This window comes from Curtobacterium sp. AC272 (assembly GCF_979258155.1).
Map to the genome: position 1 here is coordinate 408,790 of NZ_OZ409838.1, position 24,738 is coordinate 433,527.

Sequence of the window (24,738 nt, forward strand, 5' to 3'; positions counted from 1 at the left end):
ATGGTGGGGGATCAGCCCCACGAAAGGAGCGCCCGTGAGCCTGCTCAGCAGCATCACGTCGCCGCGCGACCTGAAGCGTCTCTCCGACGTGCAGATGACCGAACTCGCCGCCGAGATCCGCCGGTTCCTGGTGGCCGAGGTCGCGAAGACCGGTGGGCACCTCGGGCCCAACCTCGGGGTCGTCGAGCTGACGCTCGCGATGCACCGGGTGTTCGACTCGCCGAACGACCCCTTCGTGTTCGACACCGGGCACCAGTCGTACGTGCACAAGCTCGTCACCGGGCGGCAGGACTTCTCGAAGCTCCGCGAGCGGGGCGGCATCGCCGGCTACCCGCAGCGGAGCGAGTCCGAGCACGACATCGTGGAGTCGTCGCACGCGTCGTCGTCCCTGTCGTGGGCCGACGGGATCTCCCGCGCGTTCGGGCAGACCGGACAGACCGACCGCACCGTCGTCGCGGTGGTCGGTGACGGCGCCCTCACCGGTGGGATGACGTGGGAGGCGCTCAACAACATCTCGGACGACAACGACCGTCGCCTGGTCATCGTCGTCAACGACAACGGCCGCTCGTACGCTCCGACGATCGGCGGCATGGCGCGGTTCCTCAGCTCCATGCGCACGCGGCGTGAGTACCGGGCGCTCTACGAGACCTCCCGGGCCGTGGCCGACCGCTTCGGCGCGCCCGGCCGGGCCGTGTACCGCGGGATGCGCGGCGGTCTGCACGGGTTCCTGTCGCGCTTCACGAACAACGAGGCGCTGTACTCGAACCTCGACATCAAGTACATCGGGCCGGTCAACGGACACGACCAGCGTGCGATGGAGGCGGCGCTCCGGCAGGCGAAGGCCTACGGCGCCCCGACGATCGTGCACGCGATCACCGAGAAGGGCCACGGGTTCGAGCCCGCCCTGCGCGACCAGGCCGACCAGTTCCACGCCGTCGGGCACATCGACCCGGAGACGGGGGAGTCGCTCGACGCGGCGTCGGGTCCGTCGTGGACCTCGGTGTTCGCGGCGTCCCTGGCCGACGCCGGCGCCTCGGATCCCCGGATCGTCGCGATCACGGCGGCGATGCTCCGGCCGACCGGACTGCACCTGTTCCAGGAGCAGCACCCCGACCGGGTCTACGACGTCGGCATCGCCGAGCAGCACGCGGTGACGACTGCCGCGGGCCTCGCCTACGGCGGCCTGCACCCCGTGGTGGCGCTGTACGCGACCTTCCTCAACCGGGCGTTCGATCAGGTGCTGATGGACGTCGCGCTGCACAAGGCCGGCGTCACGTTCGTGCTCGACCGCGCCGGCATCACCGGGCCGGACGGGCCGTCGCACCACGGCATGTGGGACCTCGCGCTGCTGCAGGTCGTGCCCGGCATCCGGATCGCCGCTCCCCGTGATGCGGCGACCCTGCGCGAGGAGTTCCGCGAGGCGATCGCCGTCGACGACGCCCCCACCGTGCTCCGGTGGTCGAAGGGCCAGGTCGGGCCGGACATCCCCGCCGTCCGTCGTCTCCCCGACGGTGTGGACGTGCTGCACGCCGCTGCGGACGGCGTCGAGGACGTGCTCTTCGTGGCCGTCGGCTCCATGGTCCCGACGGCGCTCGAGGCCGCGTCGCTGCTCGAGGCGCAGGGCATCGGCGTCACCGTCGTCGACCCGCGCTGGGTGGTCCCGATCCCGGGCTCGCTCATCGAGCTGTCGCGGACGCACCGGCTCGTCATCACGATCGAGGACGGCGTGCGCGTGGGTGGCGTCGGGACCCGGCTCCGGCAGGACCTGCGGGCAGCCGGGGTCGACACGGGCGTGAACGAGCTGGGGTTGCCGGACGAGTTCATCGACCACGCGACCCGGTCGCAGATCCTCGCCGACGTCGGGCTGACGGCGCAGGCGATCGCCCGCGACGTGATCGACCAGGTCGTCGGGACGAAGCTGCCGCAGGCGAAGCCCGCGCGGTCGCGGGAGTCCGCCGACCGCTAGGCGGGGACCGCGCGGCGCTTGGTCGGGCGTGCGGGGCGTGCGGACTGCTGCGGGGCGTGCGGCAGTCCCGCGTCGCGCCCCGCGCGGGCGTCGCGCCCCGAGAGTCGGGGCGCGACGCCCGCCTCGGGGCGCGACACCGGCGGCGGCTAGCGGGAAGCGGGGCCGACGATCAGCGGGTCGTGGAAGCTCCCACCGAAGACGCGCTCGGACGCCCCACTGCGGTCGAGGTACGGGCTGATCCCACCGGCCTGGAACGGGTAGCCCGCACCGAGGATCAGGCCGAGGTCGATCTCCTCGACGTGCTGGACGACCTCGTCTTCGAGCATGCGGTGCAGCTCGTCGGCCAGGGCGTCCTCGAAGCGCTGCTGCATCGTGGTGGCGTCGACGGGCGTCGCGCCCTTCTTCGACGGTGCGACGAGCTTGACGGCGGCGGGGTCGTACCCGGTCGCGTTGCCCTTCTTGTCGCGGGTCAGGATCTTCCCGTACTCGGCGATCTTCTTCAGCCCGTCACCGGGGTAGAAGCGCTCCGGCCAGGCGGCGTGGTGCGAGTCGAGCACGTGCGCCCCGACCGGCAGACCGACGAGCTCGAGCAGCTCGAACGGCGACATCGGTAGTCCGAGCGGTGCGGCACCGGCCGCCACGACGTCGAACGAGGTGCCCTGCTCGACGCCGCGCATCGCCTCGCCGAGGACCCGTGCGAGCACCCGGTTGACGACGAAGCCCGGCTGGTCGGCGGTGATGATCGCCGTCTTCTTGAGGGTCTTCGCGACGGCGAGTGCCGTCACGAGTGTCTCGTCGGAGGTGTCCGCGGTGCGGACGACCTCGAGCAACGGCATCACGGCGACCGGGTTGAAGAAGTGGAACCCGACCAGGCGCGACGGGTCGGACAGCACCGAACCCATCTCGGACACGGACAACGACGAGGTGTTCGTGGCGAGGATGGCGTCCGGCGCGATGACCTGCTCGATCTTCCGGAAGACCTCCTGCTTGACGCTCATCTCCTCGAAGACGGCCTCGATCACCCAGTCGGCGTCGGCGAAGGCATCGTACGACACCGACCCGCTGACGAGTGCGGTGATGCGGTTCGCGTCGTCGGGGGAGATCCGGCCCTTGTCGAGCAGCTTGCCGACCTCGCCGCGGATCCGCTCTACGCCGGCGTCGACGCGGGACTGGTCGACGTCGGTGATCACGACGGGGACACCGAGTCGTCGGGCGAAGAGCAGTGCGAACTGTGAGGCCATCAGCCCGGCGCCGAGGACGCCGACCTTCGTGATCTTCTTCGGCTCGACGCCTTCCGGCGCGCCGACGGGCTTCTTCGCGCGCTTCTGCACGAGGTCGAACGCGTACATCGACGCAGCGAACTGGTCACCGGAGAGCAGGTCGGCGAGGGCGTCGTCCTCGTCGGCGAACCGCTCGTCCAGGGACCCGCCGCGAGCGGCGGCCACCAGGTCGAGCGCGCGGAACGGCGACTTCGGCACCGTCCCGATCTTCGACGCGACCTGCCCACGGGCGACCTTGACGACCGTGCCCCAGGCAGCCTTCTCGAGCATGCCGGGTTCGTACGGCCGCTTGACCGGCACACGACCGGCGATGACGCCGTCGGCCCACGCGACGGCCGACGGCAGGAACGTCACCGAGGGGATCAGCGCGTCGCCGATGCCGATCTCGACCGCAGCCGCCCCGTCCATCAGGCGGTTGTTCTTGAGGGGGTTCTCGACGATGACCCGCAGCGCGCGCTCCGGACCGATCAGGCGGGGAGCAGTGTCGCGCCGCCCCAGCCCGGGATGATGCCGAGGAAGACCTCGGGCAGGCCGATGCCCTGCGCCGCGGACGAGAACACCCGGTAGGTGCAGTGCAGTCCGATCTCGAGCCCGCCGCCGAGCGCGATGCCGTTGATGAACGCGAACGACGGCACACCGAGGTCGGACAGCTTGCGGAGGGTGGCGTGGCCGAGGGCCGCGAGGTCGTGGGCAACGCCCCGCGACGGCACGGACGCCGCCTGCGAGAGGTCGGCGCCGGCTGCGAAGCAGTACTCCTTGCCGGTGATCGCGACACCCTGGATCGTGCCGGCGGTCGCCTCGGTCTTCAGGGTGTCGAGCACCCCGGAGAGTTCGCGCAGCGTGCGCGGCCCGAGGGTGCTCGGACGCTTGTAGTCCTTGCCGTTGTCGAGCGTGATGAGCGCCAGGGTGCCACCGGAGGGCATCGTGACGTGCTTGACGAACGAGTGCGTGACGACCTCGTCCTCGCTGAGTTCGGACAGACGGTCGGTGTCGACGGTGGTCATGCTCATGCCCCTTCCGAGCCGAACGTGCTGCGGACTTGCTGAAGCCGGGGTTCTCCCAGATGACGGTGCCGCCCTGGCCGAGTCCGATGCACATCGTGGTGATGCCGTACTGGACGTCCGGGCGCTCGGCGAACTGCGCGGCGAGCTGGTTCATCAGGCGGACACCGCTCGATGCCAGCGGGTGGCCGACGGCGATCGCGCCGCCCCACGCGTTGACGTTCGCGGAGTCCTGCGCGATGCCGTAGTTGTCGAGGAACGCGAGCACCTGCACCGCGAACGCCTCGTTGATCTCGAACAGGCCGATGTCGTCGATCGACAGGCCGGCCTTCGACAGCGCCTTGTCGGTCGCGGGGACCGGGCCGACGCCCATGACCTCGGGCTCGACGCCCGCGAAAGCGAACGAGACCATCCGCATCTTCGTGGGCAGGCCGTGCTCCTTGGCACCCTCGGCCGAGGCGAGCAGGCTCATGGTCGCGCCGTCGTTGAGGCCGGCGGCGTTGCCGGCGGTGACCCGTCCGTGCGGGCGGAACGGCGTCTTCAGCGCGGCCAGTGCCTCGAGCGTGGTGCCCGGACGCGGCGGCTCGTCGGTGCTGATGACGTCCCACCCGTCGCCCTTGTTCACCTCGACCGGGATGACGTCGGGCTGCAGCTTGCCGGCGGCCCACGCTGCGGCGTAGCGCTGCTGGGACTGGACGGCGTAGGCGTCCGTGCGGTCCTTCGTGATCGCCGGGAAGCGGTCGTGCAGGCGCTCGGCGGTGGACCCCATCACCAGCGCGTCGCTCGAGACCATGCGTTCGGCGATGAACCGCGGGTTCGGGTCCGAGTTGAAGCCCATCGGGTGGCGCCCCATGTGCTCGACACCTCCGGCGATCGCGATGTCCGCGGCGCCGAAGGCGATGGCACCCGCGAGCGTCGTGACGCTCGTCATGGCCCCGGCGCACATGCGGTCGATCGCGTACCCGGGGACCGACTTCGGCAGGCCGGCCAACATGCCGACGGTGCGGCCGAGGGTCAGCCCCTGGTCACCCTGCTGCGTGGTCGCCGCGACGGCGACGTCGTCCACCGCTGCGGTGTCGAGCGAGGCGTTCCGGTCGAGCAGTCCGCGCATCGCGTGCACCGCGAGGTCGTCGGACCGGGTCTTCCAGAACACCCCCTTCTCGCCGGCTCGTCCGAACGGTGTCCGTACTCCGTCCACGAACACGACGTCTGATGCCTTTGGCAATCCGGGCCTCCCAGATCCTCATCGATCGGGCCGGAACGCTGGTCGCTCCGGCCGGCCGGGCCTCGCCCGGCGACGCTCCCGACGCTATGCCCCCAGGCTGGGCGGCCGCATGCCGGTTGGGCGGTTCCTACGACTCGACGTCGTCCGTCGGCGCGGGCTGCTGTGCAGCAGCGACAAAGGCCGACGCGATGATCGAGGCGAGTTCCTCCACCTGCCAGGGGCGGGCCTCGTGTGCGGCGAGGGCGGCCCCGACCAGCTCGGTCGACGGCGGCGACGGCGGTGCCCACGAGACCACACGCAGGGTCTCCGGCGTGAGCAGGTTCTCGGGGGGATGTCGAGCTCCTCGGACCGCTTCGTCACCGCGGCCCGTGCGGCCTTGTACCGGCGGTCGGCCGCGGGGTTGCGGTCGGCCCAGGCGCGGGGCGGCGGGAGTGTCGCCTCACCGGATCCGCGGAGCTTCGGCAGGTCCTCGGTCGTCAGGCCCTCGTCGACCGCGGCCCACCAGCGGTCGAGCTCGGACCGGCTGGCGCGACCCGTGAACGCCTTCAGAGCGCCGAGTTCGGTGCGCGACGACGGTGCGGCGGCTGCCGCTGCGACGATCGCGGCATCGGGGATCGTGCGCCCCGGAGCGATGTCGGCGGCGCGGGCGTACTCGTCACGGGCAACCCAGAGCGACCGGGCGATCGCCAGGGCGCGGGCACCACGGAGGGCGTGCATGCCGGACAGCCGGCGCCACGGCTCGGCACGGACGGGCTTCGGGGCGCGGTGCAGCACCGCGTCGAACTCCTCTTCCGCGATGCGGGACTTGCCGGCCTCGTCGAGCTTCGCGGCGAGGGCGTCACGCAGGTCGGGCAGGAGTTCGACGTCGAGCGATGCGTACACGAGCCACGACTGCGGCAACGGCCGGGTCGACCAGTCGGCTGCCGAGTGCGCCTTGGCGAGCGTGATCCCGAGCAGCTGCTCGACGACGGCGCCGAGACCGACCCGGGGGAACCCGGCGATGCGGGCTCCGAGTTCGGTGTCGAAGATGCGGGTCGGGACGAGACCCACTTCCTGCAGGCAGGGCAGGTCCTGCGAGGCGGCGTGGAACAGCCACTCCTCGTCGACGATGGCCGCCTGCAGTTCGGAGAAGTCGCCGATCGGGATCGGGTCGAACAGGAACGCGCCGGCACCGCGACGGAACACCTGGATCAGGTAGGCGCGCTGCGAGTAGCGGTAGCCGCTGGCGCGTTCGGCGTCGACGGCGACGGGCCCGTGACCGGCGGCGATCGCCGCGACGGCCTCGAGGTAGTCGTCGCGCGAGTCGATGACCTTGACGGCCTCGTGCGAGTCCTCGAACGCGGGGTCCGGTGCACCGGGGGTCGAACTGGCGGGGTCGGTCACTTGGCGAGCCTCCTCGGGGCCAGCAGGGTCACGCCGTCCGAGGCAGGAGGCAGACCGGCGAGCATGGCGACGATGTCCTGCCATGCCTGGACGTGTGCGGTGAGGTCGGCGCCGCGGGGCGTCCACGACGCGCGGAGTTCCAGCTGCGCGCCGTCGCCCTGTGCGGCGAGGTCGCCGTACCCGCGGGAGATGATCTTGGTGGCCGTGCCCGAAGCGTGGTCGTACTCGGCGCCGTGCGTCGCGAGCGCGTCGACGAGCCAGCTCCACGTGACGTCGGCGACGAACTCGTCGACACCGATCTCGGGTTCGAGTGGTGCTTGCGCGAACGAGACCACCCGGAACGCGCCGCCCCAGCCCTCGGGTTCCTCGGGGTCGTACAGGGCGATGAACCGTCCGGTGCCAAGGTCCGACTCGACGCCGTGCGCGGTGCCGGACACGTCCGCCGCCAGGGCGATCGAGAACGGTGCGATCCGCGTGGGCGAGGGGATCTCGGTGACGGTGGTCTCGGAGCGGCTGCTGCCGGAGGACACGAACGCGCGGAGCCGCGCGAAGGCGTCGGGCTCTCGGGTTTCGGACACACATGCAGACTAGGCTCCGGGCCATGTCCCGATCCGCGCGACCCGCCGAGGACGTCGTCCAGGAGACCGCACGATCGGCCGGCTTCATCGCCCTCGGCGCCGGTCTGGCCGCCGCCGCGGTGGGGACGGCCGTCATCGGCGGCTTCGTCGCCGCCGTCGCCCGCGCCGTCGTCACCCCGGACCGCAAGCGCACCGAACGCGTCCCGATCCACGCCGTCGACCCGGTCCGGATGACCGTGACCATCGAGCGGACCGCCGACACCGAGCTACAGGGTCGGTACTCGCTCTGGTTCGGCGCCGGCACCGGGCACATGCGCGTCGGCGAGGTCCTCGGCACCACCGACACCACGGTCACGCGCCGCATCATCGCGATCGACGCCGGCGACCCGACCGCTGCACGCCGCGGACGCTGGGGCGGCTGGTTCTACCTGACCCCCGGCGAGCTCGACGTGCCCGTCGAGGACATCGACATCCCCACCCCGAACGGGCCCGCACCCGCCTGGGTCGTCCGCGCCGACGACCCGGACGCGCCGTGGGCCGTCCTGGTGCACGGCCGCGGCGTCACCCGCGCCGAGACGATCCGCGCCGTCCCCGTCTTCCGTGCCGCCGGCTACTCGGTCGTGCTCGCCTCGTGGCGCAACGACGGCGTCGCTCCGCCGAGCGTCGACGGTCGCTACGGCCTCGGCAGCACCGAGTGGGAGGACATCGACTCCGTCCTCCGGTGGCTCAGTGCCCAGAACGCGCAGAGCGTCGTGCTCATGGGCTGGTCGATGGGCGGTGCCGTCGTGCTGCAGACCCTGCTGCGCTCACGCTTCGCCGGGCTCGTCGACGGCGTGGTGCTCGAGTCACCCGTGGTCGACTGGCACGCGGTGCTCAAGTCGCAGAGCCAGCTCATGGGGTTGCCGCGGCCGGTCCGCAAGGTCGCCCAGCGTCTGCTCCGCACCCCGGTGCTGCACCGGCTCGCCGGCCTGCAGCAGCCGGTGGACCTGCGGGACCTCGACATGGTCACCCGGTCCGCCGAGCTGACGGTGCCGATCCTCCTGCTGCACAGCGACGACGACGGGTTCGTGCCGTCCTCGGCCTCGCACGACCTGGCACGCGCACGGCCCGACCTGGTGCGGCTCGAGGTGCAGACCACGGCCCGGCACACCAAGCTCTGGAACCACGACGCCGACTGGTTCGACGCCCGCATCCTCGCGTGGCTCACCGAGGTGGTCCAGCGTCGCGGGGCGGCCAGCGCGCGGTAGACGCGACCGGAAAACGGACGGGAGGCGCGGTGCCAGCTGGCACCGCGCCTCGCCGTCCTTGCGTCCGTTCGGTCGCATCGTGAGCAGAAATGGTCGGGTCACCGTCGCGCTCGACCCGTTCCGCTCACGAAGCGGGTGGCGCGGCACTCGTCCCGTTCGTCGTCTGCTGTCGTGGCCCGAACTCCTCGAGACGAGTCGCCGGTCGGCCGGGGTGCGCTGGGCCGTGCGTCCGGTCGAAGGCATCGCTCATCGTCGTGAGCGGCGGTCGGACCGACGCAGTCCATTCGCCACTGTCGAACGCGTCGATCCGGACGACCAGGGTCGACTCGTCGGTCAGGTCCGAGCCGGGAAGGTAGCCGAGGAACTCGCCGTCGATGAGCTGCCGCATGCTGTCAGCGATCTCCATCGCCTCGGCATGGCTCAGGATGAGCCCGGGTTCCGCCGCCGCGTCGACGCGGCGTTCGAGTGGGAGCGCTTGGACCGGCTTGTCAGGGGACGTGACGGCGTACAGGGTCGTGAGGACCCAGACGAGCTCTGGTGTTTCGAGCTCTGGTGTTTCGAGCTCTGGTGTTTCGAGCTCTGAGAAGAACTGCACCAGGTCGGGCAGCACGATGCGAGCAGCGGGGATCCGGTAGGTGACCATCCCCAGGTCGCCAGGCACTGTCGTGGTCATCCGTTCTCCTCGGTCGTTCCTGTCTGGGGCGAGAGGCCGCCCACGCTCATGGCAGCGAGGACGTCGGTCCTGCCGGGCGTGAACGCGGTGATCGCGACCGCGGCGTCAGCCTGCACGGTGCAGAAACCCGGCTGCTCGGCGCCGAGCGGAACAAGCGCACCTGCGAACCCGTCGAGTCCGCGGACGTCGAAGCCCTTCTCCGCGGCCATCGTGTACTTCGTCAGGAAGGTCCGTGCCGTCGACAGCGCGCCCTGCTCGAAGATGCGCAGCCGTTCCTCGGCCGGACACTGCGATGCCACCTCGAGCGCCAGTTCCACCCCGGAGCGTCTGATGCGCGGAGGCGCGTACAGCTCCTGGACGGTGATGTGGACGACCCCGACGGAACGGTCGATCGCCGTGGCTGCCACGAGCGTTCGGTCCGTCGCGCGCAACACGGCCGTCACGAGTTCGTCGCCGTCCTCGACCTGACAGATCAGGACGAACTCGTCGCCGAGGGCTAGGAGCGGGTCGATGAACGGTACGAGGTTCGGCTCCTGCTTGGAGTAGGTCCGCCGGATGACCGCTGCGAACGACCGTGCGGACACGTCGGAGACGAGCACATCCGTGTCCGGCCCGACAGCGGCGAGGATCTCGACGACACGGTCCGGCAGGTCCACGGTCGTTCCGGTGGTGACCGCTCGGAGATGACCGATCGAGATCTCCGGGGGCGCGTCCGTCACCGTCGGATCTCCGCCGACGATGGGTTGTGTCGGATCCGGGCCTCGTCTGGTCGAGGCATCTGGCTGCGCGGCCATCGTCAGCTCAGCTCAACCGTGCTCGATCGGAGTGCCGTCACCAGGTATCGAGATGAACAGGTTGCCACCTCCGAGAGCGGTCGCTCTGACCGGCGGCGTCTCAGGGCCGGAGTAATGCCACGATTCGTAATCGTCGTCCGGTTCTGCTCGAAGAGTCGTTCCCGATGAGAATGTGATTTCGAGCGCACTTTCGTCGATCCGAGCTCCGTGACGTTCTGTGTGTGGAGATGGAGAGCGGGGAGCAGGGAATCCTTGTCTTCCGGATCCACCGAGACCGTCACACCATCCGTATCCTGATCGCGAAGGTGGTCTCGAACGAGACCATGCTCCGGTTCGAGAACGCGAGGGTGAGCCTGAAGTCGATCCAGATGAGGTCGACAGTCTCGCCGACGAGTGCGAGGTGAACGTCATTTGCGGTCAGTTCGGCCATCCGAGGTACTCTCCCTGGTGCTCACTGGGAACATGGCTGTCCGGCTTTGAGCCGGGCTTCCCCGTTCGGGGATCGAGCCATTGCCCGTAGTCGTTGCTGTAACGGCTGTAGCCGTTCGGATACCGTTCGGTGGGTTCCATCACCCGGATCATGTTGGCATCGTCGTGCATGCCCGGGTTCGCTGCAGACGCAGGATCTTGCGCAACGAGCCCTCGGTTGGTCCGCGCCGGTCCGATGTCCCAACCAGCAGGGATGTCGTAGGCCGTCCCCTGTGGCGTCACGACGAACGTCTTGCCGCTCGACGAGAGGACGTTGACAGGCGGGGTCGGCGCGAGGTCGTCCAACTTGTTCACCGCGGTCGGCAGGTGGACCTTCGACATGGTGCCGCCGGTGGCCGCCGATGTCGCCGCACCCTCGGCAGCGTTCCGGAGCAGACCACCGGGGGTCACCGGCTGGCCACTGACCGCGTAGTCCGCGACGTTCTCGACCGCGCCTTCTGCCGCGTTGCCGAGCAGGTGCTTCCCGATCAGGGCACCGGCACCACCGCCGACGGCACCGAAGGCCCCGCTGACGGCGACCTGGCCCCAGTTGACCTCGCCGGTGGTGGCCTTCTGGATGATGGTGTCGGCACCGGCGCTGATGAGCATCATGCCGACCGGACCGCCGACGCCGGTGGCGAGGAGCACCCCACCCGCGACGACCATGGCTCCACCGGCGACGTACTCCCAGTTGTTCGCGAACCAGTCGCCGGTGGCCGCGGCGGCACGGGCGAGCGGACCCTGTTCGGCCGCCGCGTAGGCCTCCAGTTCCGCGTCGGTAACGGGCGCGAGACCGAGCGGGTCGATGGCGTGCAGCGGATCGTTGCCGGCGAACGAGTACGGGTTGCCGGCCCAGGCTGCTCCGGCGGGCGCGGTGACCGGGTCGACGGACAGGAAGCCGCGCGACGACGAGTCGTAGGCGCGGGCACCCATCCACTCCAGGCCGGCGACCTGCAGCGAACCGTCGGCACCGAGGGCGATCCCGCCGGGCAGGCCGGAGCCGCCGAGGTCGACGAGCGTCTGCCACGGGTCGGCGTCGTCGGCTGCCCTCGTGGTGCGCCGACCGCTCGTGGACCAACCGCCGTCCACTCCGGTCAGGCCGCCGGGAGCGCGGACGACCGGTGTGTCACCGACTGCGAGGAGCGTCGGCGCGAACGCGGCGGTGTCCCAGTCGATCGAGACGCCGTCGACATCGGCGAGTCCACCGAGGGCGTCGACGTGCAGGTCGGTTGTGGTGCTGCCTGCCGCGGTGGTCTCCGCCACCCCGGTGAGGTGACCCTGCGGGGTCCAGCGGTACGTGGTCGCGACGCCGTCCGTTCGGACCGACTTGACCCCGTCGACCTGCGCCGTCGTAGGCGTAGTCCGCCTCGGGTGCCCCGTCCGGAGCGTCGACCCTGGTCAGCTGTCCGGCGGCGTCGTACGAGAACCGTCGGGTCCCGGAGTCCGTCCGTTCCTCGACCAGGCGACCAGCGACGTCGTAGACCCAGTCCGCGCGACGGGCGTCCTGGACGGACGTCACCAGCTGCGCGGCATCGTCGTGCTCGTAGGTGGTGCTCCCGCCGGGTCCGTCGACCCGGGTGATGCGCCCGTCGGCGTCGCGTTCGATCGTGCTGGCGTGCGTGCCGTCCGCGTCGATGCGCGCGTGCCGGACCACGTGTCCGTTCGCGTACTCCCAGGTCTGCAGCTGATCGCCGGCGCGGGCATGCAGGAGCTGGCCTGCCGGGTCGTGTTCGTACCGGACCTCGCCGAAGACCGAGTGCTCGACCCGGACGACCCGTCCGGTGGCGTCGTGCGCGTACCGGGTCGTGGACCCGTCGGGGGACTGCACCGAGGTGCGGAGCCCGTCGGCATCGTGGGTCCACCGGGTCTCGCGCGCCGGTGGCGCGTCGGACGAGCTGCTCCAGCCGGCTGAACTCGAGGACGTGGGTGGCGAGGGAGTCCGGACGGCTCTCGTCGGTGATCGTCACCGTGCGGGCGCGGGCATCGCGGTCGATGCGGCCGATCAGCCGGTCGCCGGCGAACTGCGCGGATTCCCGACCGGCTGCGTCGTACTCCCACCGCAGCACAGTGCCGTCCGGATCGGTCTGGGTGAGCTGCCGCCCGGCCGCGTCGTAGGTCGCCGTCGTCGTGCGCCCGAGCTGATCCGTGGACGAGGCCACCTTGTCGAGCTGCGTGTACGTCCGGACGGTCACCCCACCCAGCGGATCGACGGTGCGGACGAGGCGTCCACGCTGGTCGTACTCGTACCGGGTGGTGCCGCCGAGCCCGTTCACCGCGGCGACGAGCTGTCCTGCGGCGTCGTACCGGAAGGTCCGCTGGCCGAAGCGGGTGTCCCGCGCCGAGACCACGCGACCGACCCGGTCGTACCGGTACCGGACGGTGCCGACCCCGGGGACGTCTGCATGGACGACGCGGCCCTGGCGGTCGTACTCGGTGCGTGCGACCTCGCCGGTCGGCAGGGTGCGCGCGACGACCCGCGAATCGGCGTCGTAGGTCAGCGTGGTGCGTGCGCCGGCGGGGTCGATCGCGCTGACCGGGCGGCCGCACGCGTCGTACTCGTACCGGGTGGTGCGGCCTGCCGGAGTGGTCACACCGACGACGCGTCCGGCCAGGTCACGCTCGATCCTGGTGAGCCCACCGTCCGCGTCGACGAGCTCGACCGGGCGGCCGCAGGCGTCGTACGCCGTCAGCTCAGCGGACGCGTCCGCGTGCTCGAGCCGGGTCGGACGCCCGAACTCGTCGGTCGTCACGGACACGGCGTCGAAGGCGTCGCGGACCGTGGATACGCCGTCAGCGCGCGAGCGGCGCACCTCGGTGCGGACGCCGGTCGGACCGACCGTCGCGCCGAGGGCTCCGACCGCGTCGTACTCGCGTGTCCAGGTGCCACCGGCCGGGTCGACCACGGCTTCGAGTCGGGAGAGCGCGTCGTGCACGAACGCCCACTCGGCACCGTCGGGCAGGGTCATCGTCGACACGTTGCCGAACGCGTCGAAGTCCTTCGTGACGACGCGACCGAGGGGGTCCGTGGTGGACACGACCTCGCCGTGTGGACCGTAGGTGACTTCCGTGCGGGCACCGGTCGGGTCGATCGTCGCCGTGACCCGACCGCCGTCGCCGTGCTCGAACCGCCACAGTCCCCGTCCGGGTCCTCGCGCGCGGTGAGCAGCCCGGCGGCGTCGTAGCGGTACCGGGTCCGGTTGCGGAGCGGCGTGACGGCCTCGACGATCCTGCCTCCGGCGTCGCGGACGAGCCGTGCGGTGTCACCGACGGCGTTCTCGACGCCGACGAGCTCACCGGACGCGTCGTGGTGGAACGTGACGACGACGCCCGTCGGATCGGTGGTGCGGACGAGCACGCCGTCCCGCCAGTCGAGCAGCGTGCGACCGCCGACGGGGTCGACGACGGCCGACGGGTTCCGGTCGTCGCCCGCGTACGAGTACTCGACGACCCCGCCGTTCGGGGTGACCACCGTGGTCATGCGGTCCTGCTCGTCGTACCCGAAGGTCAGGTCGGCGCCCTCGGGGGTCACGGTCCGGACCCGATGCCAGCGGTCGTCGTACCCGTGGACGGTCACCTGACCATCGCGCTCGGTCACCGAGACGAGGTTGCCGTGCGGGTCGTACGACATCGACTGGCGCTGCCCGTCGGTGTCGATGATCCCGACGACGCGGCCCTTCCGGTCGGCGATCCAGGTGTTCGCGTGGACCCCGTCGACGTCGGAGACCGAGGTGACCCGACCCGGCAGGTACGAGAACCGGACCCGTCGACCGAACGGTGTGCGCTGCTCGACGACCCGGCCGCGGTCGTCGTAGGTGTTCTCGCACTCGACGACCCCCGTCGCAGCGGTCACCCGGTCGATCAGGCCGTCCGCGTTCCAGCGGTACCGGCGACTGCCGACGGCGTCGGTCGCCCGGACCAGCCGACGGCCCTCGTCGTAGTGGTACTCGACGCGGCGCCCGTCCGACGCCGTCGCGGACGCCACCCGGTCGCCGCTGTACTCGATGTCGACGAACCGCCCGAACACGTGCGCGAGCCGCGTGATCCGATCGTGCTCGTCGCGTCGCACGGTCACGGAGGTGCCCGCTCCACGCGCACTGCTCAGCCACAGTCCGGACGGCGTGAACGCCCACCGGCCGCCGGCGTTGTCCCGCACGACGAGCGAGTCCTGCTCGGCCCGGAGCCACAGGTCCTCGCCGACGCCGCGGCTCCACCCGTCCCCCTGCCGCGGGAAGTCGACCTGCCGGCCGTCGTCCAGCACGACCGAGGCGGCCTCGTCGCTGACCTCGAGCCGGACGTCGAGGATGGAGGACCACCCGAGTCCGAACACCCCGGCACGACCGTCGAGCGAGTTGTACATCCGGGTGAGCCGGAGCGACGCCGCCTGCCCGGCGAACGACAGGTCGGTCTCGGGCTCGAGGAAGTTGCCGGTGGCCGTGTTGACCGGGTCGTCGGCGAACCCGTTCGTCGGGGGCGTCCCCATCGCCGAGAACGGTCCGATGGTGAAGTCATCACGTCCGGCGTCGATCCCCGCCAAGGACAGGGCGGCCGCGATCGCCGCGTCCGACAGCGTCGCGGGCCCGGCACCGCCACCGGCAGCCTCGAACTGCGCGGCGACGGTGCCCGCCCAGTCGGCGTCCTGCCCGTTCGCCGTGAGCCAGTCGTTCACCGCGGTCAGCAGCGACTGGGCGTTCAGCGTGCCCCAGCACGGGTTGCACTCGGCCTCGTAGTCGCTCAGGGCGTTCCGGAACGTCGAGACGGCGCCGGACAGATCGGCGTCGAGCGTGCGGGTGGTCGCCTCGAAGGAGCGGAGGTCCGCGGGGACGGCGGACGACGTCCCACCGCTGGTCCCGCCGCCCGCCGGGAACTCCCGCCCCATGACGCTGACCTCGTCCGCCTGCAGACGCGGCTCCGGTTCCGGCGCCGGGGGCTTCGGGTCGTCACCGCCGCCGAACCACGTCGAGATCTCGTGTCCTGCGGCGACGAGGAGGTTCTCCTCGCGTTCACGCTTGCGGGCGTCCCACGCCTTCGCCCGCTTCCGCCGGTCGTCCTCGTCCTTCGCGGCGTCGCGGAGTTCCTGCACGAAGCCCGACAGGCTCTGCAACGACTCGACGAGCTTGGTCGCGCTGCGCGCGCCGATGTCGGCGTTGTCCGCGAAGACCTCGGAGAAGTACCCCGGAACTCCGCACTCGCGGTCGTCACCGATGACGACCGCGACCCGGACTGGCCGCCGATCGACGACGCGAGCGCCGTCGAAGCCGACTTGAGTGCATCCGCCGCGCTGTACGAGTAGCCGGTCGGATCGTTCCCGTGGATCTTCGCCATCGTCATTCCCCCTGGTGCTGACCGCACCATCCTGGCACGGATCCGGACTGAAATTCCAGAGGACGGCATGCGTGCCGAGGCGAGATGGACGGGAGCCCCGTGGCGGATCCGCCACGGGCCTCCCGTCCGCCTTCCGGTCGCGTCTACGACACCGCAGCCTGCACCTGACGCTGCACGCGTCCGAGCATGCCCACCATGCCGCGGATCCGCAGCGGGCTGACCGCCTCGGACAGCCCGATCGTCAGCGGGTAGTCCGCCGGCACGACGAGCACCTGCGCTGCCGTCAAGCCGCTCAGGCCCTGCGCGAGGATCGAGGCGAAGCCGCGCGTGGTCGGTGCCTCGCGCGGGGCGGTCGCGTGCATGCGGACGACGTCGGGTGCGTCGCCGTCCTCGCCCACGGTCACCGTGATGAACACGGGGGACTGGCACTCCTCGACCCGTTCGAGTTCGTCCTCGTGCCCCTGCAGCCGTTCGGGCAGCGCGGGCAGCTCGTTCGAGAACTCGAGGAGGAGCTGCAGGCGGTCCTTCTGGCCCAGGGCGAGGAAGTCGTCGCGGATCTCGGCGAGGGTGGCGGGGAGTGTGGCGTCGTTCATCGATTCGGAACTGTACCCGGCTCCGCGCCCTGCACGATCGGGACACGGACGGCGCTGCCCCACTCGGTCCACGAGCCGTCGTAGTTGCGGACGCTGTCGTAGCCGAGCAGGTGCTGCAGGACGAACCAGGTGTGGCTCGACCGCTCGCCGATGCGGCAGTACGCGATGACCTCGTCCGCATCGCCGATGCCGGCGCCCTCGCGGTAGATGGCGTCGAGTTCCGCGCGCGGCTTGAAGGTGCCGTCCGGTGCGGCGGCGGTCGCCCACGGGATGTTCACCGCAGTGGGGACGTGGCCGCCGCGCAGCGCTCCTTCTTCCGGGTAGTCGGGCGCGGTGGTTCGGGAACCGTCGTACTCGCCCGGGCTGCGCACGTCGATGAGGGGCTTGCCGAGGTGGGCGAGCACGTCGTCCTTGTAGGCGCGGATCTCGGTGTCGATCCGGTCGACGACCGGGTACTCGGCCGGCGTGACGACGGTCTCGTCGGTGGTGAGGGCACGGTCCTCGGCGATCCACTTCGCACGGCCGCCGTCGAGCAGGCGGACGTCCTCGTGGCCGAACAGCGAGAAGACCCAGAGGGCGTAGGCGGCCCACCAGTTGTTCTTGTCGCCGTAGAGCACGACGGTGGTCTCGCGGCCGATGCCCTTGCTGCTGAGCAGTTCGGCGAAGGCCTCGCCGTCGATGTAGTCGCGCTGCACCGGGTCGTTGAGGTCGGTGTGCCAGTCGATCTTGACCGAGCCGGGGATGTGTCCGGTCTCGTAGAGCAGGACGTCCTCGTCGGACTCGACGACGACCAGGTCGGGGGTGTGGGCGTCCAGTTGTCCCTGCAGCCACTCGGTGGAGACGAGACGCTCCGGGTGGGCGTAGGCGGTGAACTTCTCGGACGGGTCGACCGGTGCGGTCATGGTGGGCTACCTCCAGGTGGTCATCCGGCACCGGACTAGGATCGGTCGTCGGTGCCTGTGGGCAACGGTACGCGGACGTACCGTGCCCCAGCCGCAACGTGACACCGCACGACTTGCTTCCCGGAAGGGCCTCCTGTTTGTCCACGAACACCGCGCCAGCGCACCTCGTCGACCGTGACCCCCAGGTGACCCCGCAGCAGATGGCCGCGGCACTCGTGCCACCGCCCCAGTTCGCGGACGCCTCGTTCGACTCGTACCGGCCCGATCCGGACTACGCCTCGCAGACCGACGTGCGCGACGCCGTCGCCGCGTTCGTCGCGGCCGGGCCGACCGACGCGCCACGTCGTGGGCTGTTCGGCCGCCGCAAGCAGTCGGTCGAGCCCGCGGCGAAGTCGGGCGTCTACCTGGACGGCGGGTTCGGCGTCGGCAAGACCCACCTGCTCGCCGCGGCGTACCACGCGGCCTCCGGGCGGAAGACGTTCGGCACGTTCATCGAGTACACGGCCCTGGTCGGCGCGCTCGGGTTCCAGGGCACGGTCGACCTGCTGCGGGGGACCGCGCTGGTCTGCATCGACGAGTTCGAGCTCGACGACCCGGGCGACACCATGGTCATGACCCGCCTGATCAAGGAGCTCACCGAGACCGGCACCCGGTTCGCCGCGACCTCGAACACGCCTCCGGGCGCGCTCGGCGAGGGACGGTTCGCGGCGCAGGACTTCCTGCGCGAGATCCAGGCCATGTCCGACCGGTTCGACACGATGCGGATCGACGGGCTCGACTACCGCCGCCGCGCGGTCGACGAGTCGGCGGGTGTGGTGTCCGACGTGGCCGCGGCGCTGCCGGCCGGCACCGTCACGCTCGACGACTTCTCGGCCGTGGTCGCGCACCTCGGGTCGGTGCACCCGTCGAAGTACGTCGCGCTCGTCGAGGACCTCGACGCCGTCGGGCTCACCGACGTCCGGGCGTTCACGGACCAGACCGACGCGCTCCGGTGGGTGGCGCTCGTCGACCGGCTGTACGACGCCCAGGTCCGGATCGTCGCCTCGGGCACGCCGCTCGACCAGGTGTACCCCGACGCCATGCTCGACGGCGGCTACCGCAAGAAGTACCTGCGCGCAGCCAGCCGTGTCGTGGCGCTGAGCCGCGCCCAGGACTGACGCCCACCGCCCGGGGCATCCGCTGACCGGTCGGTGCACCCCCTGTCCAGGGGGCATCGGGCCGTGCGAAACACGACGTTTACAAACCGCGCCGTCGCGTTACATCCACGAAACACATCGTGCCCCCTCGTGAAACGTCACCTCGCCAGACTCGGTGTCACCCGAGGCGGTCCAAGAGCCGCTCGTGCAATCGAGAGGTGAACAGATGCTTGATCAGGGCAACACGACGTTCGTGTTGGTCATGGCGGCGCTGGTGTTGTTCATGACACCCGGCCTGGCCTTCTTCTACGGCGGCTTGGTGAAGGCCAAGTCCGTCATCAGCATGATGATGATGTCGTTCGGTGCGATCGCACTCGTGAGCGTCCTGTGGGTGCTCTACGGCTACGCGATCGCCTTCGCCAACCACGGTGACGGCACGGCGGTCTCCGGTGTCGTCGGGTTCTTCAGCATCGACTGGAACCAGATCGGCCTCGGCCAGGCCTTCGAGGAGGCGCAGTCCTCGAACATCCAGGCGGCGTACCCGTCGATGGCGTTCGTCGGCTTCCAGGCCACCTTCGCGATCATCACGGTCGCGCTCATCTCCGGTGCCATCGCCGACCGCGCCAAGTTCGGCGCCTGGATGGTCTTCGCGGGCATCTGGGTCACCGTCGTCTACTTCCCGGTCGCCTCGTGGGTCTTCAACCTGACCTCGGGTTGGGCTGCCACGTGGGGCGTCATCGACTTCGCCGGTGGCACCGCGGTGCACATCAACGCCGGTGCAGCCGGTCTCGCCCTGGCGCTCGTCCTCGGCAAGCGCGTCGGCTTCGCCAAGGGTGCGCACAAGCCGCACAACCCGCCCTTCGTCCTGCTCGGTGCCGCCATCCTGTGGTTCGGCTGGTTCGGCTTCAACGCCGGCTCCGAGGGCGCTGCTGACGGCATCGCCGCGATCGCTTGGGTCAACACCCTCGCCGCGCCGGCTGCTGCCATCCTCGGCTGGCTGCTCGTGGAGAAGCTCAAGGACGGCAAGGCCACGTCGGTCGGCGCCGCCTCGGGTGCCGTCACCGGTCTCGTCGCGATCACCCCGGCATGTGCCAACCTGACCCCGGGCTGGGGCATCCTGCTCGGCTTCGTCGCCGGCATCATCTGCTGCTTCGCGATCGACTGGAAGTACCGTCTCGGCTTCGACGACTCGCTCGACGTCGTCGGTGTCCACCTGGTCGGCGGCATCGTTGGCACGCTGTACCTCGGCTTCTTCGCCAACGACACCGGCCTGATCTACTCCGGTTCGTTCGAGCAGCTCGGCAAGCAGGCCACCGCGGCCCTGGCCGTCGGCATCTACTCCTTCGTCCTGGCGTTCGTCATCGGCTTCCTCATCGAGAAGACGATCGGCTTCCGCGTCAAGACCGAGGACGAGGTCGCCGGCATCGACACCGCGGTCCACGGCGAGGAGGGCTACGTCCTCTACGAGCAGACCGACGACTCGCCGGTCTCGGTCCGCTAGCCAGCAGGAACCAGTTCCACCAGCACCACCCGCACGACGACGGGCCCCGCGCACACAGCAAGCGCGGGGCCCGTCGTCGTGCGGTCCGTCGTCCGTCGTCCGGCGTCTGTCGTCCGTCTTCTGGCAGGGTTGCAGGCATGACGACGACGTCCGCACTGACCAACCTGCGCGAGGTCGGGGGACCGGGCCTGCAGGACGCCCGACCCCGCACCGTGTACCGCGCCAACACCGAACGCGTCGGTGCCGACGCCTACCCGCACGGACTCGCGGCCGTGGTCGACCTCCGCCGTGACGACGAGGTCGCCCGCGTCCCGCACCCGCTCGGCACCACCGACGGCTACCGGCTCGTCCCACTGTTCGACCCGTCGACCGTCGAGTCCGGCGCCCAGGCCGTGCAGCTCGAGGAGCAGTACACCGACTGGCTCGAGCGCCACCGCACCGGGATCGCCGCCGCGTTCCGCGCCATCGCCCGGTCCGACGGCGACGTGCTCGTCTGCTGCTCCGCCGGCAAGGACCGCACCGGCGTCGTCAGCGGACTGCTCGCCCGACTCTGGGGTGCGTCGATCGAGGCCGTCGGCGACGACTACGCCGCGAGCGCTGCTGGTTTGGCGGACCGGTTCGCCGCAGAGCGTGCGGTCAGCACCGACCCCGAGGCCACCGCCGTCGCGCAACGGTGCGTGCCGGAGACCATGACCACGGTCGTCCGGCACGTCGAGGCGCGGTGGGGCAGCGTCACCGCGTACCTGCGCTGGGCCGGGCTGACGGACGCGGAGATCGCAGCGCTCTGACGGGCGGGCGTCGTCCTGTCGGCTCACCACGTGCGGTGGTCGCAACGGCGGACGGGAGGCACGGTGCGCGTCCGACGCGCACCGTGCCTCCCGTCCGTGGCCCGGATCGCGGGCCGTGGTTCCGGCCCGTTCCGTCAGCTCACCAGGCGTAGTCCTCCGGTGAGGTCTTGTGCCCCGGGAAGATCTCGTCGAGCCGGTCCAGCGCACGGTGGTCGAGGCGGATGTCGACGGCGCGGACCGCGGACTCCCACTGCTCCATCGTGCGGGGGCCGGTGATCGGCGCGGTCACACCGGGCTGGTGGAGGAGCCACGCGAGGGCGAGCTCGCCGGGCGTGTGGCCGAGCTCCTCGGCGAACGACTCGTAGGCCGTGAGCTGGTCGCGGTGCCCCTCGACGTACTCGGCGCTGCGACCCGACAGCCGGCGGGAGCCGTTCTCGGTCTTCTCGATGACACCACCGAGCAGGCCGCCCTGCAGCGGCGACCACGGGATGACACCGAGGCCGTACTCGCGGGCGGCGGGCAGGACCTCGCGCTCGATGTCACGCACCACGAGGTTGTAGATCGACTGCTCGCTCACCAGGCCGAAGGTGTGGCGGCGCTTCGCGGCCTCCTGCGCCTGGGCGATGTGCCAGCCGGCGAAGTTCGACGACCCGACGTACAGGACCTTGCCCTGCTGCACGGCGACGTCGATCGCCTGCCAGATCTCGTCCCACGGGGTCGCACGGTCGACGTGGTGGAACTGGTACAGGTCGATGTGGTCCGTCTGCAGGCGCTGCAGGCTGGCGTCGAGCGACTGACGGATGTTGAACGCGCTGAGCCTGCCGCCGTTCGGCCAGTCGATCATGTCGCCGTAGACCTTGGTCGCCAGCACCGTCTTCTCGCGACGGCCGCCGCCCTTCGCGAACCAGCGGCCGATGATCTCCTCGGTGGCGCCCTTGCCCACCGAGCCGCCGTAGCCGTTGGCGGTGTCGAAGAAGTTGACGCCGAGCTCGTGGGCCCGGTCCATGATGGCGTGCGAGTCGTCTTCAGTGGTCTCCGGGCCGAAGTTCATCGTGCCGAGCACTGCTCGTGAAACCGACAGCCCTGTCCGTCCGAGGTGTGTGTAGTCCATGGGTCCGGTCTACGCGCTCCGAGGGGCACCCTGCCAGGCCCTGGGAGTACCGGTTCTGCATGGTGCGTGGCTGCATGCCGTCCGGGGCATGTCGGCGCTCCGGGGAGGAGTACCGTGACGACGGTGAACACCCCAGCACTCCGTGGCAGCCGGATCCTCGGGTTCGGTCACCACCAGCCCGAACGCGTCCTGACCAACGACGAGCTCTCGACCATGGTCGACACCAACGACGAGTGGATCCGTACCCGGACCGGGATCCAGACCCGCCACATCGCCGGTCCGGACGACAGCGTCACGTCGATGGCGATCGAAGCGGGCCGCAACGCCCTCGCCGACGCCGGTGTGTCGCCCTCGGCCGTCGGACTCGTCATCGTCGCCTCCACCACGCACCAGGACCGTGCGCCTTACACCGCCGGTCGGGTCGCCGCCGCGCTCGGGATGACGAACGGCCCGGCGCCCATCGACATCAACACCGCGTGCAGCGGGTTCGAGTACGCGCTCGCCCTCGCCGACCAGTCGATCCGCGTCGGGTCCACTGACGTCGCGCTCGTCATCGGGTCCGAGACCCTCTCCGCCATCGCCGACTGGACCGACCGGTCGACGTGCGTGCTCGTCGGCGACGGGGCCGGAGCCGCCGTGCTCGGCGCCGCCGACGTCCCGGAGATCGGGCCCGTGTCGTGGGGCAGCGTGCCGCACCTGCTCGACGCGGTGCGGGTCGAGGGGTCGCCGGGTCGGTTCAACCAGGAGGGCCGATCGATCTACCGCTGGGCCATCACCGAGGCCGAGGGACACGCCCGCAAGGTCGTCGAGGCCGCCGGGCTCACCATGGACGACATCGAGGTGTTCGCGTTCCACCAGGCGAACCTGCGGATCATCGAGCCGCTCGTGACCGCACTCGGCGGGGAGTCGAAGTTCGTCATCCGCGACGTCGTCGAGTCCGGCAACACCTCGGCCGCCAGCGTGCCGCTCGGGTTGTCGAAGGCATGGGCGCGTGGCGACCTGCCCGAGGGCGTCCCTGCGTTGCTGTTCGGCTTCGGCGGCGGGTTCGCGCACGCCGGACAGGTCGTCAGGACGCCGGTGCGGTCGTTCTGATCGGGCCTCGGTCGTTCTGATCGGGCCTCGGTCGTTCTGATCGGGCCTCGGTCGTTCTGATCGGGCCTGCCGCCCGGTTCAGCGCTCGGGCGTCTCCGACCAGAGGTCCTCGTCCTTTGCCGAGCCTCGACGCCAGCCGACCTGCTTCTGCTGCTTGGGCTCCTTCGGCTGCTTGTCCTTTGGCTGCTTGTCCTTCGGCTGTTTCTCGGGCTTCGCGGGCTTGGGCTCGAGGACGATCGGGAAGTGTGCCGACGGCGGCCCGAACCCGGTCCGCGAGGCCTGGATGACCTTCCGCCCGAGCGCGTGGTTGCCGAGCCCGCCGACGGCGGCGCCGATGCCGAACGGCAGTGCACGGCCGAGCACCGACGTCCCCTGGCGCACTGCGAACCGCTTGATGAACTGGTCGCGGACCTGCCCGCCGAGGCCGTTCACGACCTGCTTCGGCAGGGACGAGGTCACCATCTCTCCCCAGAACGCCGTACGCGCCTGACCGCCGGCGATCTGCCCGCCGAGCTGCTTGATGAGCTGCGTCCCTGGAGCGCCGAGGATCATCGCCATCACCAGGGTCCGTGCCCGTTCGGGGTCGTCCAGGGCGATGCCGTGCACCTCGGTCACCGACTGGGCGAACAGCGCGGTGGTCTCGAGGAACCCGACCGTCTCCGCGCCGCTCAACCCGAGGGCGGCCACCATCCCGACGCCCGGGATGACCGCACTCGCACCGACCGCTGCGCCACCGGTGGTGACCGCGGTGAGGTACTGCCGCTCGAGGATCTGGATGACCTCGGCGGGGGTGGCGTCCGGCTTGCGTCGGCGGATCGCGTTGACGTGCGCCACGACCACCGGGCGCTGGACGCTGATGGCACGGTCGAGCCACTTGACCCACCCGCCGGGTTGTTGCGGCTGCGGGATTCGGGAGTCGTCGGGCATGGGGGAGACCTGGGCGTTCGGCAGCGGCACGATCGCCTGGTCCTTCGGGGAGCGGGCCATGCGCTCACCGTACGCCGGGCATGTGGGAGGCTCGCTGGATGGACATCGACGGCGCGCCCGGTCCGGCTGACGACGCTCGGCGGGCCTCCGGGTTCCTGACGGTCGCGGAGGTGCGCGGCTTGCTGCCCGAGGTCGTGGTGCTCGACCCCGGCTCCGTGCTCGTCGGCGCGGACGTCACCCTTGCAGCCGGGGTGGTGCTCTACCCCGGAGCCGTGCTCGAGACGCGTGCCGGGGGTTCGATCACCGTCGCATCCGGCGCGCGGCTCGGCCCGGGCCGGGTCACCGTCGTCGCCACCGCGGCCCGCGTGACCATCGGTTCCGGTGCCGAACTGGGCCCGGGACCCGTCACGATCACGGCGACCGGGGTGGACGTGCTCGTGGGGGACGGCGCTCGGTTGTCGGGCGGCTGCCTCGTCGAGGGCCCCACCGAGCTCGGCGCCGGTGCCCAGGTGCTCGGGACGGTCGCCGTCCGCGACGCCGAACTCGCAGCCGGGGGCGACCACCGCGAGCCCGACCCCGATCGACGTGCCGGTGTGGTGAAGGGTGTCGGGCGGGTCCACGGTGTGCGGGTCGGCACCGGCGAAGTGATCGTCGGCGGTGGCGTGCCGAGTGCACCGCTCGTGGTCGAACGGCAGCGTGCACACCACCCGGAGGCGCCGAGCCGCTGATCCCGGCCAGGCCCTCGGAGCCG

General features: G+C 70.9%; 18 protein-coding genes and 3 pseudogenes. 7 read left to right on the forward strand and 14 right to left on the reverse strand.

All coding sequences use genetic code 11. From position 1 onward, the window contains the following. The first annotated feature begins 34 nt into the window (after window positions 1–34). Entirely contained in the window at window positions 35–1,966 is a 1,932-nt protein-coding gene (gene dxs / locus ACZZ0J_RS02055) for a 1-deoxy-D-xylulose-5-phosphate synthase (RefSeq protein ID WP_463434507.1), read from the forward strand. A 146-nt stretch (window positions 1,967–2,112) separates the two neighbouring features. Here dxs and ACZZ0J_RS02060 read toward each other — a convergent pair. From ACZZ0J_RS02060 to ACZZ0J_RS02075, 4 genes and pseudogenes are all read right to left on the reverse strand, one after another. Beyond that, window positions 2,113–4,256, reverse strand: a pseudogene (locus ACZZ0J_RS02060) (3-hydroxyacyl-CoA dehydrogenase NAD-binding domain-containing protein). 16 nt (window positions 4,257–4,272) lie between these two features. Next, a pseudogene (locus ACZZ0J_RS02065) lies at window positions 4,273–5,451 on the reverse strand (thiolase family protein); the annotation flags it as partial. Window positions 5,452–5,599: 148 nt separating this feature from the next. After that, window positions 5,600–6,855 (reverse strand): annotated as a pseudogene (locus tag ACZZ0J_RS02070) (HRDC domain-containing protein). Further along, window positions 6,852–7,433, reverse strand: coding sequence for a DUF3000 domain-containing protein (locus ACZZ0J_RS02075; protein WP_463434509.1), 582 nt, complete (start codon window positions 7,431–7,433; stop codon window positions 6,852–6,854). Before ACZZ0J_RS02075 ends, ACZZ0J_RS02070 begins: the two are co-directional and overlap by 4 nt. 23 nt (window positions 7,434–7,456) lie before the next feature. On the opposite strand from ACZZ0J_RS02075, the gene ACZZ0J_RS02080 reads away from it, so the two are divergent. Further along, a complete protein-coding gene (locus tag ACZZ0J_RS02080; RefSeq protein ID WP_463434511.1) occupies window positions 7,457–8,680 on the forward strand; it encodes an alpha/beta hydrolase family protein in 1,224 nt (407 codons plus the stop codon). Between the two features lie 124 nt (window positions 8,681–8,804). Here the strand turns inward: ACZZ0J_RS02080 and ACZZ0J_RS02085 are convergent, their stop codons facing one another. The 8 genes from ACZZ0J_RS02085 to ACZZ0J_RS02120 form a co-directional block, all read right to left on the reverse strand. Beyond that, window positions 8,805–9,353: a hypothetical protein gene (locus tag ACZZ0J_RS02085; RefSeq protein WP_463434513.1), complete on the reverse strand. Its 549-nt coding sequence runs from the start codon at window positions 9,351–9,353 to the stop codon at window positions 8,805–8,807. After that, on the reverse strand, window positions 9,350–10,072 hold the full coding sequence (locus tag ACZZ0J_RS02090) for a hypothetical protein (RefSeq protein WP_463434515.1): 723 nt from the start codon (window positions 10,070–10,072) through the stop codon (window positions 9,350–9,352). Before ACZZ0J_RS02090 ends, ACZZ0J_RS02085 begins: the two co-directional genes overlap by 4 nt. An 87-nt stretch (window positions 10,073–10,159) precedes the next feature. Beyond that, window positions 10,160–10,345 carry a DUF6188 family protein gene (locus ACZZ0J_RS02095; RefSeq protein WP_463438124.1) on the reverse strand — a complete coding sequence of 62 codons (186 nt, stop codon included), beginning with the start codon at window positions 10,343–10,345 and terminating at the stop codon, window positions 10,160–10,162. A 79-nt stretch (window positions 10,346–10,424) separates the two neighbouring features. Next, window positions 10,425–10,577 (reverse strand): hypothetical protein, encoded by a 153-nt coding sequence (locus ACZZ0J_RS02100; RefSeq protein WP_463438237.1) that lies wholly within the window; start codon window positions 10,575–10,577, stop codon window positions 10,425–10,427. Beyond that, window positions 10,565–11,878 (reverse strand): RHS repeat-associated core domain-containing protein, encoded by a 1,314-nt coding sequence (locus ACZZ0J_RS02105; protein ID WP_463434517.1) that lies wholly within the window; start codon window positions 11,876–11,878, stop codon window positions 10,565–10,567. The genes ACZZ0J_RS02100 and ACZZ0J_RS02105 overlap by 13 nt, the downstream gene beginning before the upstream one ends. A gap of 1,699 nt (window positions 11,879–13,577) precedes the next feature. Next, window positions 13,578–15,716: a DUF6531 domain-containing protein gene (locus tag ACZZ0J_RS02110; protein WP_463434518.1), complete on the reverse strand. Its 2,139-nt coding sequence runs from the start codon at window positions 15,714–15,716 to the stop codon at window positions 13,578–13,580. Window positions 15,717–16,080: 364 nt separating this feature from the next. Beyond that, the gene (locus ACZZ0J_RS02115; RefSeq protein WP_463434520.1) at window positions 16,081–16,530 is read right to left on the reverse strand and encodes a SufE family protein; all 450 of its coding nucleotides are present in this window, start codon (window positions 16,528–16,530) and stop codon (window positions 16,081–16,083) included. Continuing rightward, on the reverse strand, window positions 16,527–17,432 hold the full coding sequence (locus ACZZ0J_RS02120; RefSeq protein WP_463434522.1) for a sulfurtransferase: 906 nt from the start codon (window positions 17,430–17,432) through the stop codon (window positions 16,527–16,529). The genes ACZZ0J_RS02115 and ACZZ0J_RS02120 overlap by 4 nt, the downstream gene beginning before the upstream one ends. A 137-nt stretch (window positions 17,433–17,569) precedes the next feature. Here ACZZ0J_RS02120 and zapE point away from each other — a divergent pair, with 137 nt between their 5' ends. The 3 genes from zapE (at window position 17,570) to ACZZ0J_RS02135 (ending at window position 20,857) form a co-directional block, all read left to right on the forward strand. Continuing rightward, window positions 17,570–18,589, forward strand: coding sequence for a cell division protein ZapE (gene zapE, locus ACZZ0J_RS02125; protein ID WP_228510002.1), 1,020 nt, complete (start codon window positions 17,570–17,572; stop codon window positions 18,587–18,589). A gap of 205 nt (window positions 18,590–18,794) precedes the next feature. Beyond that, window positions 18,795–20,069: an ammonium transporter gene (locus ACZZ0J_RS02130; protein WP_111086361.1), complete on the forward strand. Its 1,275-nt coding sequence runs from the start codon at window positions 18,795–18,797 to the stop codon at window positions 20,067–20,069. A 137-nt stretch (window positions 20,070–20,206) separates the two neighbouring features. After that, entirely contained in the window at window positions 20,207–20,857 is a 651-nt protein-coding gene (locus tag ACZZ0J_RS02135; protein WP_463434527.1) for a tyrosine-protein phosphatase, read from the forward strand. A gap of 139 nt (window positions 20,858–20,996) precedes the next feature. Here ACZZ0J_RS02135 and ACZZ0J_RS02140 read toward each other — a convergent pair whose 3' ends face one another. Next, window positions 20,997–21,968: an aldo/keto reductase gene (locus ACZZ0J_RS02140; RefSeq protein WP_463434529.1), complete on the reverse strand. Its 972-nt coding sequence runs from the start codon at window positions 21,966–21,968 to the stop codon at window positions 20,997–20,999. A 123-nt stretch (window positions 21,969–22,091) separates the two neighbouring features. Here ACZZ0J_RS02140 and ACZZ0J_RS02145 point away from each other — a divergent pair, with 123 nt between their 5' ends. Continuing rightward, window positions 22,092–23,060 carry a beta-ketoacyl-ACP synthase 3 gene (locus tag ACZZ0J_RS02145; protein WP_463434531.1) on the forward strand — a complete coding sequence of 323 codons (969 nt, stop codon included), beginning with the start codon at window positions 22,092–22,094 and terminating at the stop codon, window positions 23,058–23,060. Between the two features lie 78 nt (window positions 23,061–23,138). On the opposite strand, the gene ACZZ0J_RS02150 is transcribed toward ACZZ0J_RS02145, so the two are convergent. Further along, window positions 23,139–24,047 carry a hypothetical protein gene (locus tag ACZZ0J_RS02150; RefSeq protein WP_463434533.1) on the reverse strand — a complete coding sequence of 303 codons (909 nt, stop codon included), beginning with the start codon at window positions 24,045–24,047 and terminating at the stop codon, window positions 23,139–23,141. A gap of 38 nt (window positions 24,048–24,085) precedes the next feature. On the opposite strand from ACZZ0J_RS02150, the gene ACZZ0J_RS02155 reads away from it, so the two are divergent. Then, window positions 24,086–24,715: a hypothetical protein gene (locus ACZZ0J_RS02155; protein WP_463434535.1), complete on the forward strand. Its 630-nt coding sequence runs from the start codon at window positions 24,086–24,088 to the stop codon at window positions 24,713–24,715. The last annotated feature ends 23 nt before the right edge of the window (window positions 24,716–24,738 follow it).

Bases quoted from the DNA above. Each gene is read 5' to 3' on its own strand.
- ACZZ0J_RS02080 (WP_463434511.1), top strand. From the start codon at position 7,457: ATGTCCCGATCCGCGCGACCCGCCGAGGACGTCGTCCAGGAGACCGCA.
- ACZZ0J_RS02085 (WP_463434513.1), bottom strand. From the start codon at position 9,353: ATGACCACGACAGTGCCTGGCGACCTGGGGATGGTCACCTACCGGATC.
- ACZZ0J_RS02100 (WP_463438237.1), bottom strand. From the start codon at position 10,577: ATGGCCGAACTGACCGCAAATGACGTTCACCTCGCACTCGTCGGCGAG.
- ACZZ0J_RS02115 (WP_463434520.1), bottom strand. From the start codon at position 16,530: ATGAACGACGCCACACTCCCCGCCACCCTCGCCGAGATCCGCGACGAC.
- ACZZ0J_RS02120 (WP_463434522.1), bottom strand. From the start codon at position 17,432: ATGACCGCACCGGTCGACCCGTCCGAGAAGTTCACCGCCTACGCCCAC.
- ACZZ0J_RS02130 (WP_111086361.1), top strand. From the start codon at position 18,795: ATGCTTGATCAGGGCAACACGACGTTCGTGTTGGTCATGGCGGCGCTG.
- ACZZ0J_RS02135 (WP_463434527.1), top strand. From the start codon at position 20,207: ATGACGACGACGTCCGCACTGACCAACCTGCGCGAGGTCGGGGGACCG.
- ACZZ0J_RS02140 (WP_463434529.1), bottom strand. From the start codon at position 21,968: ATGGACTACACACACCTCGGACGGACAGGGCTGTCGGTTTCACGAGCA.
- ACZZ0J_RS02150 (WP_463434533.1), bottom strand. From the start codon at position 24,047: ATGGCCCGCTCCCCGAAGGACCAGGCGATCGTGCCGCTGCCGAACGCC.
- ACZZ0J_RS02155 (WP_463434535.1), top strand. From the start codon at position 24,086: ATGGACATCGACGGCGCGCCCGGTCCGGCTGACGACGCTCGGCGGGCC.